Origin of the sequence: Bacillus sp. FSL P2-0099 (genome assembly GCF_038007445.1) — a bacterium.
GTDB lineage: Bacteria > Bacillota > Bacilli > Bacillales > Bacillaceae_G > Bacillus_A > Bacillus_A mycoides.
Genome location: NZ_JBBOXE010000001.1, coordinates 1,545,350 through 1,557,610, shown reverse-complemented (window position 1 = coordinate 1,557,610; position 12,261 = coordinate 1,545,350). Strand labels below are relative to the sequence as shown.

12 protein-coding genes, 2 other RNA genes and 1 riboswitch are annotated in these 12,261 nt (G+C 34.7%); of the genes, 2 read left to right on the top strand and 12 right to left on the bottom strand.

Features of this window, described 5'->3' with window-relative positions; genetic code table 11:
• Positions 1 to 43: 43 nt before the first annotated feature.
• From MKY90_RS08060 to MKY90_RS08035, 6 genes are all read right to left on the bottom strand, one after another.
• Positions 44 to 184: an FbpB family small basic protein gene (locus tag MKY90_RS08060; RefSeq protein WP_001228051.1), complete on the bottom strand. Its 141-nt coding sequence runs from the start codon at positions 182 to 184 to the stop codon at positions 44 to 46.
• A gap of 337 nt (positions 185 to 521) precedes the next feature.
• Positions 522 to 1,388, bottom strand: coding sequence for a 5'-3' exonuclease (locus MKY90_RS08055; RefSeq protein ID WP_002126510.1), 867 nt, complete (start codon positions 1,386 to 1,388; stop codon positions 522 to 524).
• A 132-nt stretch (positions 1,389 to 1,520) separates the two neighbouring features.
• Positions 1,521 to 2,246, bottom strand: coding sequence for a P-type ATPase (locus MKY90_RS08050; RefSeq protein WP_341090986.1), 726 nt, complete (start codon positions 2,244 to 2,246; stop codon positions 1,521 to 1,523).
• 354 nt (positions 2,247 to 2,600) lie between these two features.
• Positions 2,601 to 2,766, bottom strand: a riboswitch (M-box (ykoK) riboswitch).
• 203 nt (positions 2,767 to 2,969) lie between these two features.
• Positions 2,970 to 3,356, bottom strand: coding sequence for a DUF350 domain-containing protein (locus tag MKY90_RS08045; protein ID WP_002086561.1), 387 nt, complete (start codon positions 3,354 to 3,356; stop codon positions 2,970 to 2,972).
• Positions 3,353 to 4,588: a glutathionylspermidine synthase family protein gene (locus MKY90_RS08040; protein WP_341090983.1), complete on the bottom strand. Its 1,236-nt coding sequence runs from the start codon at positions 4,586 to 4,588 to the stop codon at positions 3,353 to 3,355. Before MKY90_RS08040 ends, MKY90_RS08045 begins: the two co-directional genes overlap by 4 nt.
• A gap of 3 nt (positions 4,589 to 4,591) precedes the next feature.
• Positions 4,592 to 4,903 (bottom strand): hypothetical protein, encoded by a 312-nt coding sequence (locus tag MKY90_RS08035; RefSeq protein ID WP_002126505.1) that lies wholly within the window; start codon positions 4,901 to 4,903, stop codon positions 4,592 to 4,594.
• 83 nt (positions 4,904 to 4,986) lie between these two features.
• On the opposite strand from MKY90_RS08035, the gene MKY90_RS08030 reads away from it, so the two are divergent.
• Positions 4,987 to 5,436, top strand: a complete 450-nt coding sequence (locus MKY90_RS08030) for a hypothetical protein (protein ID WP_002030848.1) — start codon at positions 4,987 to 4,989, stop codon at positions 5,434 to 5,436.
• A 55-nt stretch (positions 5,437 to 5,491) separates the two neighbouring features.
• Here the strand turns inward: MKY90_RS08030 and ssrS (MKY90_RS08025) are convergent.
• The 5 genes from ssrS (MKY90_RS08025) to MKY90_RS08005 form a co-directional block, all read right to left on the bottom strand.
• A non-coding RNA gene (gene ssrS / locus MKY90_RS08025) (6S RNA) lies at positions 5,492 to 5,675 on the bottom strand.
• 21 nt (positions 5,676 to 5,696) lie between these two features.
• A non-coding RNA gene (gene ssrS, locus MKY90_RS08020) (6S RNA) lies at positions 5,697 to 5,879 on the bottom strand.
• 116 nt (positions 5,880 to 5,995) lie between these two features.
• Positions 5,996 to 6,829: a sulfurtransferase gene (locus MKY90_RS08015; protein ID WP_002168769.1), complete on the bottom strand. Its 834-nt coding sequence runs from the start codon at positions 6,827 to 6,829 to the stop codon at positions 5,996 to 5,998.
• A gap of 2 nt (positions 6,830 to 6,831) precedes the next feature.
• Complete coding sequence (locus MKY90_RS08010; RefSeq protein ID WP_341090981.1) at positions 6,832 to 7,104, bottom strand: YpbS family protein; 273 nt, start codon at positions 7,102 to 7,104, stop codon at positions 6,832 to 6,834.
• 21 nt (positions 7,105 to 7,125) lie between these two features.
• Positions 7,126 to 7,593, bottom strand: coding sequence for a GNAT family N-acetyltransferase (locus MKY90_RS08005; RefSeq protein ID WP_341090979.1), 468 nt, complete (start codon positions 7,591 to 7,593; stop codon positions 7,126 to 7,128).
• Between the two features lie 71 nt (positions 7,594 to 7,664).
• Here MKY90_RS08005 and MKY90_RS08000 point away from each other — a divergent pair, with 71 nt between their 5' ends.
• Positions 7,665 to 7,919, top strand: coding sequence for a DUF3931 domain-containing protein (locus MKY90_RS08000; RefSeq protein WP_000369740.1), 255 nt, complete (start codon positions 7,665 to 7,667; stop codon positions 7,917 to 7,919).
• 3 nt (positions 7,920 to 7,922) lie between these two features.
• Here the strand turns inward: MKY90_RS08000 and MKY90_RS07995 are convergent, their stop codons facing one another.
• The gene (locus MKY90_RS07995; protein WP_341090977.1) at positions 7,923 to 11,582 is read right to left on the bottom strand and encodes a dynamin family protein; all 3,660 of its coding nucleotides are present in this window, start codon (positions 11,580 to 11,582) and stop codon (positions 7,923 to 7,925) included.
• Positions 11,583 to 12,261: the final 679 nt, after the last annotated feature.

Sequence of the window (12,261 nt, the reverse complement as noted above, 5' to 3'; positions counted from 1 at the left end):
CGGATAATATCCAAACTACAAGCTTTTTTCATAAACAAAATTATCAATTACTAGCAGCACTATATGCTACATGTCGTTTCTCAATCCGTTCTTCAATTTCTTTCATATTCTCTTTATTAGTTAGTAGGGATTGTTTATTTTCTATTAATAATTGTTTAAAGGATTTTCTCACTTTTTTTCGCATGTTTATTTTCCTCCTTGGGGGATGGTTTACATAAAAGATAACTTGAAACTTTAATCAATGAGAGGATTTACCCTCACTAATTATTAGCCTACATCAATCGGGCTTTTACAGGGAGTTACTCTTCCATCATCACTCTCTATTCAGCTATAATACTGAGATAGAAGTCCTATCTCCCGTTAATGCGGGATAAGGATTTATCTGTGTGTCCTTATAATAATTGATTGTTGTGAATTCCATTTGAACTTCATATGAAAATTCCGTTTATTTTCTGACAACTTTGTGAACAAAAAAAAGAAAGGTTAATCAAAAATATATTTGATCAACCTTTCCATACTCTTTAAAGCATATTAATTAATATTTCAGGTCTTCCCCAATTCATTTCGTTACAAACAAAGCGTAGTTTTTCTTCGTCCATTGTGTGTAACCCTTCTTCTAATAAGCATGAAATTGGAACTTCACAATGAATTTGCGCTAATTGTAAAGAGATATTTAAATTCTCTAAATCACTTTCAATTTTTGTGCGCTGCGCTTTCGTTAATGATGCTATATTTTCTAGCACTGCCGATACTGTCCCGTATTCTTGAATCAGCTTATACGCTGTTTTTTCACCAATACCTTTTACACCCGGATAATTATCACTTGTATCTCCCATGAAAGCTTTCGCATGAACAATTTGCCAAGGTTCTACACCTTTCTCTTCCATGATTTTTTCCGGTGTGTAATACTCGTAATTTCCAATTCCTTTACGAAGAAGCATAACTGTAACATTCGTATCAACAAGTTGAAGTAAATCTGTATCACCTGTCAAAATATAAACTTCCGCTTCATTGCAATATTGTTTTGCAAGCGTACCGATACAATCATCCGCTTCATAACCTTTCATACCGATTACAGGCATAGATAATTTCGCAGTCATTTCTTGCACTAAATCAAATTGCGGAATTAATTCTTCCGGCGGTGCTGCACGATTTGCTTTATAATTCGAGAAAGATTCCGTTCTAAATGTCGTACTTCCCATATCCCAGCACGTTACAATGTGCGTTGGTTCGATTGCTTGTATTGCTGTTAATAAATGCTTCATATAACCATGAATCCCATTCGTCGGGGTACCATCTTGTCGTTTCATAAATTGTCCATATACACTTGTTGCGTAAAAAGCACGAAATAATAGTGCCATACCATCAACTAATAATACTTTTTTCATAATTCCTCTCCTACTAACAAAAAATAATAACCTCACGTTATCACGTAAGGTTATATATAGATTACCATTCTACGTTTTTGTTCAACTTTGTCTATTATACATTGTTTTTGTATATTTAGCATCATTAACACATTAAGACATTCTACCGCAGCAAGTATGAAGTATTCCTGAATACGTATTTTTACCTGTCGAAACAACTACAGCCTTTGCATTTCCGTCAACAATATACGTACCTTTGAAACATACATTTTCAAGTTCAAGTGGATTATAGTCTTTCATCCGTTTTAATGGAATAAATCGTTTACGTTCAAGATGATAGCAACTTTCAAATTTCTCAATACTAGCATTATTTCCTGTCAGCATAGATTCATTTACTAATAAATCATTTGCATAAATAATACGTACATCTGCCGGCACTGTATCGCCCTCTGCAAGAAAAATCATATCTCCAGGTACAAGCTCTTGTACTGGTAATTTCATCATTTTTAGTTCACTGTTTAGCCCTGTTACGCTACAGCCAGCTACTCTAGAAACAGTAACTGTTTCACATTGTAATTCATCACCCATATGTTGTTTTGAAAGACCTGGGATCATTCCACTTAGCTTCATCATTACTTCCGCAATACGTGCTCTTTTTGAAGTTAATTCATTTCGGCCGTATACTTGAATACGCTTTTGTGCCTCTTTCATAGATAGTCCGTCTCTTGTTGTTTTAAAATACGCAAATACAGATTTTACATCTCTTGTTGCAATTTCAATTAATAAATCTTTATTTTTTTGAAGCATTGTTTGTTCTTTCATTGCTTTTTTACTTAATTTATACGAAGTGTTACCCACACTTTTATTTACATATAACATATTATCGTCTCCTCCTTTACAACATAGGAAGAAACGCTTTGTTTCTCAATTTATCCACTTTACTGTGAAAGTGTCTAGCGCTTAAATACTCGAATAAACGCTACATTATGATAAATATAGAGGGAGGAACAAGTCGTTTCCTGCCTACATCATATATTTTTGATTTGAAGTATATGGGTAACGGAACCGAGTCAGAATTTGACATGCTCCTCACCTCCTCTTTAATTTTTTAGTTATAATCTATACTATGAAATTACTCATAGCTTGCTAACAAAAAAGACCCTTACTCATAAGAGAGCAAAGGTCATTGCATACACAAATAAGCGATTCCTAATATAATAAAATTAGAAATCTATGGACCTCTCCCTCGCCGAGTTTTAGCACTGTATAGCATAGGTTCATTACCAGCTACGTTAAGAAAAACCTTAATTCGATCATTCCTGTTGACCCATTGGCGTCTCTCGACATTTTTGGGCAGTAGCATTTCTCTATACAGGAGCCTCACCTAACAGAGACTTATTATAATTACATAGAAAATGTTACTCTTATTTAAAATAGATGTCAACACTTTGTATGGAAACTTTTCCTTATTACAATAACTATCTCGAGTTTAGTACACTAATACGCATCCTGCTCAGCGTTCGGCTACATAAATTAATTGAACACATATTGCAAAAAATTAGCAAATGAAAAATAAAACCCTTACGTTAAAATGTAAGGGTTTTAATACGTTACACAACCAGCAATTACAATTCCGATGGAAAGTGATAAAAACATAAGGAAAAGACCAACTGCTTGATTATCTTCTTCAAGACTTTTATTAATATTAAAACGTGGTGTAAGCCATTCCGCTAAATAAAAGACAATAATTTGAGCTAAGATCCCAACAGCTCCCCATGAAACCATATCAAGAATTGAAATAGAATTAGCAGCCGTTGAATATAAAACGATAGCAAGACCAAGTAGTCTTCCTCCAAGTACATAGCTTACCGCTTTATTCCCTTGAGCCATTAACTTAAATTCCTTAACTTTCGTTGTCACTTCCATAAGAAAAAGACCGATACATAAAAGTACAAGTGATACTGCTAAATATAGTAAAAAATTAATCATTTATTTTCCTCCTTCTTAATACCTACCGGTAAATAATACGATTCATTTCCCGTAATTTTTTCTCCGGCACGTATACCGATGCTGCTCGCTTTTCCAGCAATTAAAAAAGCCCCAAACACGTACGACAGCTTCTCAATTCCTTTTTCAGTTTCCAAAAATACAACTGGAAGCTCTGTATATTTCTGAAATATAGGCAGTGACGATTTATACGTTTCATGTGCATTTCGAATCATAATATTTGTATCCTTATCACGAATCGTAATCGTGTCACCTTCCCTACCGAACGAAGGTTTTTGAACGAAAGGACTTTTCCCCAAAAATAAATCTGGCTCTAAATATGTAGGAAGCATATATTCTTTAATCCACTTTTGTTCCTCACTTGTGTAAAAAGCACCTTCTTCTGCTAATCCCCAAATAAGACATTGAATTGATTTCGGCTGAAGTAAAAAGGCCGACAAAGGATTTATAATAAAAAGCTTTCCTTCTTTTACAAGTTGCAAAAGTTCTACTCCCACCAAATCCCCCGTTTCGGGATCTTGATCTTCAATCAAGTCTTCAATTGGATATGTTTGGCGATACAAAACATCAATTGGTAAACCATCTCTATCTACTAAAGCATCATCTGTAATTCTAAGTTCTGTCATTGGCATCACTTTATTTTCAACATGACATAGCCCACTCAAATACATAGTCGTATTCCAATCTTCTATATGTTCAGGATGAGCTGTGAAAACAACATTTGGCTCTTCCATTCCTTTTGTAAACTCCATTACGGCTTTTGTAATACCAGAAGAAAGTAAGCGCTCTTGATTTGCATTTGGATCATCATAGTCAAGTTCTTCACAAACTTTTCCATTCATTTGAAAGCATTCCACAATAAAAGTTGGAGTATCACTATTAAACTCAAGCATTTTAATACGATTATCCTCTGTTAAAGCAAAATCAAATCGTGAAATAACAGATTCAGGATACATCCCTTTCAGTCTAATAAAAGGCAAGCTTGCAGTTGGAAAACCGAGTTCAAGAAGCTGTTCATTAGATAAATTCCGAAGAATTCTAGCAGTCTTAAAAAATATTTTTCCCATTCGTTCAGTTGCTACTTGTAATTGTTTCATTGTTTGCTCTGTTATCGGGAAAACATGAAACAAACTATACTCACATTCATATAAGTCCGACCAGAAATGAGGATAATTCGAATAAAATTCTTTTCTTTCCTTTATGTATTGCGACATATTTTAACCTCCAAATCCACCTTTTGAACCGCTTCCAATTCCACCTTTAAATTCGGCCGAAGATTGATAAGTTTTAAACTCTGATGAATTTTTGAAGGTGGATTTATTTTGATAGTATGTACCACCATAAAAGTAATGTCCACGATAACCTGAACTACTATCATCACACTGCCAAACACCAAGCTCATCATCCCAATCCCAATCAGAACAACTATTATCATTCGGTTCGGGGGGAATATCTTGCGCGCAGCCAAATAAAGTGCCCGTCATTAAAGATGTTAGGACACCACCTACTAGCCATTTCGTTTTTGTCACCTTTGCACTCCCCTTTTTAAATTATATTTCTATTATATAAGATGTCATGATAAAGTAGAAGAAAAAGGAAGAAGAGGGATAAAATGCGATTGGAATATCGGCTCAATGATGAAACAAACGGGTATCCAGCTTTATGGAACTACGCAAATATTTCTAATTCTGAAATTGTCGCGCGCATGACTTGTGAATATTTTATAAAAGATGGAAATACATATATCGTTACTGCAACTTCAGTAGATCCAGACGGGACAGCAGTGTTATATATACAAAAAGAAGTTTTTTCCAACGACCCTTCAGATCCTACATATTCGCACATAGGTTTTGAAATTAGAGAACTAAAGGAAACCTGCTCAATTATGATAGAAAGTAAAGATATTTGGAATTACGAGGATATCTTACCCTCTCTCCATTCAGATATTATATATATTCAACGGGATGGAATACATTTGGAATTCACCCTCGATTCAAGAGAAATTGATGAAGACCGCAAGTGCTATATTTATTATGGGAACTTTACAGGTAAATCTAGATAACATGAGTATATTTATTCAACAAAAAAACCTTACGTATAAAACGTAAGGTTTTTTATATAGTCCCACATATGCCGTTATCTATAGATGTCCATAAACCTGCTTTCACAGGTGGATGTTCTCACAAATGTTTGTAACTTCCTTCTTAAAAAGATGGCCTGCTATCTACATTTAAATATTGAACTTCCGCATTATACTTATTGGTTTAAGACATACACAAGCTACGTACACCGTAGGAATTTTATATACTATTAGTTGAAATAAGACCCCCGCAAGTGCCGTCTCTCGTAAATGTCCAAAAACCCGCTACTCGCAGGTGGATGCCCTCACAGTTACCGTATATCTTCCTCCACAAGGAAGGCTTGATAATGGTCACTAAATATTGAGCTTCCGTAAAACTAACATCGGTTTTAGACATAAATAAGTTACGCACACCGCAGGATGTATTATTTACTTGTCGTTATATTATCACATTGTTTCCAATGTGTAAAATATAATTTTTTTGAAGCAATCTCTTGCTTGTGACCTTATTTTAATACAAATTATTTTTGCATGCAAGTGATTAATCTTCTTCTTTTGCAATTTGATTTTCTGGATAAGAAATCCAATCACTCCAGCTACCTGTATACAATTTAACATTTTGAAAACCAGCTAATTTTAATGCAACTATGTTCGGACACGCTGTAACACCAGAACCACAATATACGATTGTTTCCTTCTCTTTATCAAGATTTTGGAAACGCCCTTGCTGTTCCTCTTCGTTTTTAAAGTGTCCCGATTCTAAAATCCCATCTTTCCAAAAATAGTTTACTGCCGTCGGAATATGCCCTGCCTTCGAATCAACGAGCTCTTCCGCACCAGCATAACGTTTTGGTTCCCTAGAATCAATTAATGTCATATTTGCACCTGCACGAATTTTCCCTCTCACATCTTCCATCGTTACAAGCATATTTTCTTGTATTTCCGGTATAAAAGGTTTTCGTGCAATAACTGGGATATTCGGCGTTGTGTGTAGTCCATTCTCTTTCCAAGCTGGAAATCCGCCATCTAATATATATACTTTCTCATGTCCTACATAGTTTAATAACCACCAGAGACGAGAAGCATTTGCACCCGCTTGACTGTCATATGCAATTACTGTCGTATGTTCACCAATACCAGCTTGTGAAAGCTTGTCTGCAAACTCCTCAATATTCGGCAATGGATGGCGACCACCATGTTCTGTTACAGGACTTGATAAATCTAAATTCAAATCAAAATATAACGCATGAAGAATATGTTCTTCCTCATACTTTTCTCTACCCCAATTAGGATTCGCTAAATCAAAACGACAATCGATTATACGGACATTCTCATCTTCTATATGCTCACGTAACCATTCGACTGTAACTATCATCTTTAACGACCTTCTTTCTCTTGCAAACGACTTACATACTCCATAACCATTTCTTTTGTAACAAATTTACGCTGCAGTGTAACACCATTTTTTGCAAGATCATTAATTTGCTTTGTTACAACATTAATGATATCAACCGAAAATTCTTTCCCCTTTGACGCAAGAGATACGGCTGCTTCAATAGCTGCTTCACGCTGCGCATCTAATTGTAAACATGCTTTTACACTTTCATTTTGTTTACGAGAATGTGCTGTAATTGCTTTATGTACTCCCATCTTCTCTTCCCCCTAAATAAGTTATACGTTCTTATTCAATTCCATTGCAAGCCGAATCATATCGCGACATACAATCCCATTTTCAATAATCTCTTCTTCATAATGCTTTGAAAAGTAATCAAAATCAATAGAAAAAATACGAAATCCACATTTTTGATATAAAGCAAGTTGTGAAACACTAGAATTGCCTGTACCAACTTCAAGTTTTGACATACCATATCCTTTAGCAGTTTCTACGGCATGACTTAATAGCTGCTTTCCAATCCCTTTTCCTTGCAAATGCTCTACAACCGCAATATTCATAATTTCCATTGTCCTTGGTCTTGTTTCCAAAAGCACATATACACCGATGATTCTTTCTTCTTGTTTAGCTATATACGTATACCCTCTCTGTACATATGCATCAATTTGGCTTTCACTTGGATCAGCAAGAAATAATAAAGATTTCGGTATAGCTTCTTTCGAAATACGCTCTATGACAACAGACATAAAAATTCCCCCTCCTCTATTGTTCTAAACCCCCCTTGTCTACCATAGATAATAGAAAGGAGGGATTCACCATGGACAACAATGAGAAAAAATGCAACGTCATCTCTATTGATGGAAAGAAAAAGAAGAGCGACACATATTCCTATCCAAAATTAGTAGTAGAAAACAAAACGTATGAGTTTTCTTCATTCGTCTTATGCGGTGAAACACCAGACGGCAGACGCTTAGTTCTTACCCATATGATTTCTACTGATGAGTTTGCAGGGTTTGTAAAATCTTTAGATACTGTACTACAAAAGAAAATTGAACGAATCTTTTTTTCATAACAGCTATTTAATATAAATTTCTTTTTCAATTTCTACTAACTGCTTTTGTAGCTCTTCTTTACTTTGTTCGTATAGTGATACATCAATTGTTTCAGCTAAAGCGAATAATATACTTTCATAATAATTCTCAACATCTTGCTGCATCACCTTTTGGAATAGGTTCCATTTTGCATCCCACTCTTGCTTATAATGATGAACGAATAAATCTTCTTCATCAACTACATAGTTTGATACGAAAGGTTCTAACACTCCTTTAGCGTCTTCTTGCATAAAAGCTTTATCATTTTTTTCAAAAAAGCTTTTCTCATTTTTAAAATGTGCTAGTGCCTTTTTAAAATCTTTTATTTCTATTGAAGGAAACGGCTCTTTATGTGTAATAATTTTATATTCATAATCCACTGTTCCACCCATAGAAATCGATTCATTTTCCACTTTGCAATTCACAACAATTTCATCCTTTGCACGCTTCATCGCTTCATCTATCCATTTTTCAAGACGTAATGATGTCGCACGCATTTCTTGTAATAAATCATGTTGAATAAATGAAACTAATTCCATTACACATTGCTGCAACTGCATTTTCACATTCCCATCTGTTCGTAACGACGCCGGATTAATAAATTCAGTAAACACATCGTTATAGCGTAAAAATAGACGTTGGTGCACATAATAAAGCAATTCTTTCACTTCATTTTGCATTGCTTGCTCTTCAGCAAGTACACTATATGATGAAATAATATGAAGTAGCTGATTACGCTCTGCTTCATATTTTTTTGTTTGCTTCTCTTTCTCATCATTTCCCTGCTTTGCGCCATTTATCATATTTACAAGAAGCTGATTCGCTCCTTGTAATGCACCATATAAAGCATGCACAGATACAAGCATTAAATCCCTCATCATAAAGGACGTAAATGATTCTTCAAACTTAGTAATCCCGGAGTTTTGTAAAATACCATACTTTTCTTTATCAATACTTTTCCCTTGCTTTTCTTCAAGCGCACATAAACTTGAAATTGCAAATAAACGTGGATTTCTAATACCGTATTGCAGGAGCTGATCCGCAATATAACCTTTTACCATTTCAAGTTCTTCTTCAGATTGCGCTAAATCGGCAGCATTTATTAAGAAGAACATTTTATCAAGTGCAAATGTATCCTTTACACGACCGAGCTGAATTAAAAACTCACGATCTGCACGAGAGAAAACATGATTATAGTATGTTACGAATAAAATAGCATCTGCGTTTTTAATATACTGGAATGCAACATCCGTATGGCGCGCGTTAATAGAATCCGCCCCTGGTGTATCTACAAGAGCTACTCCTTGCCTTGTTAAAGCACAATCATAATAAAGCTCCATATACTCAACAAAGCATGATTTTTCTTCATTAGCTACATAATCAGAGAATTCCTCTAACGTAACTTGTAATTGTTCCCCTAAATGATTAGCAACTGCCTCATATCCTTTTTGTACCGCTCGCAAAAAGCTAAATGTTGTTTTTTGCTTCCCGCTTGGTGAAGGGTATTTCATAATTTGATCAATTTTCGTTAACGCTTCTTCCAATGTAGCAATTTCATAGTGAAACATTTTATAAACAGCTTTCATATCTTCTAACAGCGCTTGCTCTGACTTAAACTGGACAATTACCGTTCCATGTGGTTTATCTTCTGTAACTGGCAAAATTTGATTTATTGTTGCTGTCGTTGGGTTTGGCGATACAGGAAGTACCTTTTCACCGAGCAATGCGTTAGCAAATGATGATTTCCCAGCACTAAAAGCTCCAAATAACGCTACTGTAAATTGCTTCGTTTCTACACGCTGTCTTTTTCCAACTACTTCTTGCTGTAGATGTTTCAGTGTAGGCAATGGATCTAATATCGTTTCAGCTTTCTTCACTTTTTCTAATATACGCTGAATATTTAAAGCTTTCGTTCCTTTAATCTCTTCTTCACTAGCCGCTACGTTATCATTTACAATTTCTTGCTCTTGTAGTTTAAACTTCTCACTAACAACTTGTTTTTTACTTTGTAATATTTCGTCTATTTGCAATCCATCTGGTATAGAAACATTTTCATTCCAAATATCTCCTAAATAGCTCTCATATTCCTCATACGTCTTAATGTACTGTAATTTTGTTTCTTTTGCTGTTTGTAACATCGTGTATTTTTCAATTTCTTCTTCAATACGAGCAATCTCTATCTTCACTTTCTTCTGCAATACACCCGTACTTTTTCCAAAGATTTGCTGAGATTTCATAAAGTATCTTTTCTTTAACTCATTTGCAACGTCAGCAGTATAAAGAAGTAAGTAATCACCGGTAAATCCAGCCCCCTGTTTAATTGTTTCAGCCAACACTTCCGGTCCGAAAGCAATTTCTAACGCATATATGTCTTTCCCTATTTCCTCTGTAAATAACCCTTCTTCTTTTAAGAAGGCTACAATAAATTCTTTCACATGAAAATCAAGTTGCGTTTCAACAGTCTTTTGAAGAGCAGAATAAAAAGCATCTACACGTCTCTGTTTTTCTTGCTCCGTCTTTCCTTTCGCAAATAACAAACCAACTTTAAACTTCGTTAATTTCGTTTCTAAATATTTATTTGCCAATTCTCTCATTTCAAATGGCATTAAATACGCGTTATCTAATATGGCTTGTAAACCTTTTATAAATTCATTTCTCACATCAGATTCTTTACTAGCCACCCGATCTTTATTTTCAGTTAACTCTTCCTTTTTTTCAACTACCTCTGAAAGTGACAGTGGTGATGTTAATTCTTCTTCATATTTCATGAGATGTTTTTCATTTTCAGAAAGAATAAACGAACAATGTTCTTGCAGTAAATATTCTGTTTCTCGCTCCATTCCCTTTCTTACATACTGCTCTTTTTCTTTCATGATAGAAAAGATTAATGCTTCTAAACTTTGAATTTCATTGTATGGATGATTCATCATTCGCAATGATGTATAGAAAATACCATCTACTTCAATATCCCAGTTAGAAAAAGACTGTTTTACACTATCTCTATACTCTTCAAACGATAACTCATTTGCTTTATGTTTATCTATTTGGTTTACAACGAGATAAACCGTTTTATTACGTTGTTTCAATTCTTTAACAAACTGTAAGTTAACCTCTGATTGGACATGGTTATAATCCATCATATAGAAAATAACATCTGCTAGATGCAGTGTTGATTCCGTCGCTAATTGGTGGGCATCATCCGTAGAATCAATTCCGGGCGTATCAACTAACATAACCCCATCAGGAATTGGCGCATCATTTCGATAAATATGAACACCAATTACTTCATCACCGTCTTTACATATTTGTTTTAATTCTTCTGCTGAATATGCGCCGTCATATTCATACTGTTCTCCAGACTTAATCGTTACAACAACACGATCAGATCCTCTTTCAATTTTAACAACGTTAGCACTCGTTGGAATCGGACTTGTCGGTAATAATTGCGCTTTATATAGGTGATTCATCATTGTCGATTTCCCCGCAGAAAAATGACCACAAAAAGCTAGCATAAGCTGCTCTTGTTTATATTTTTGAATCACTTCAAACAACTTCAAACTATTCTCTACATCGCCGTTTTTTTGCCACTCTTCATAAAAACAAACAAGTTTTTTCATACCGTTTGTCTGTACTATGTTTGTCATCCCCTTGTTCCCCTTTATCCAAGATGTATATACTTTATCCCGCTATTTGTGGGCAGTAAAAACCCGTTTCGTGCGGGCTAGTAATCAGTGAGGGATAGACCTCCCCGCTGATTAAAGTTTCACTTTATTATCATACTAAATTTTCAGCATATTCACATCAAAAATAAAAAATCCCTTTCATTCTTTTTACAAATGAAAGGGATTTTATGTAATATTATTCATTTTGTTGTTCCTACTCCATTTAATACATACTTTGTAACACCAACATATATAGCAATCGTTCCTGCAACAAGTGCATACACCATATTAACACACCAACCTTTTTTTGATAATGATTATCACTTTTGAATACATTTTATCATTAAAGAGAATCATTATCAACAAATTTCTAAAAAAAGAAAGCTCCTTCGGGAAAAGGAGCTTTACTGCCTGTTTTAAAGAAGTTTAAAACTTGCTGTGCACTCTTATTATATCTCATAATACACATCTTAGCAGTTTTAAAAATTGGAAATAACCTATATACCCTCCCCTTTACATTTTGTATAATAAAGTGAAACTGTAATTAGTGGGGATATTTCCCATCTCCACTAATTATTAGTTGAACCAATCGGGCTTTTACAAGCAGCCCGACTCCCACCTAACTTCCTCGTATTCACTGAATTTTGAAGTGGGAGTCTTA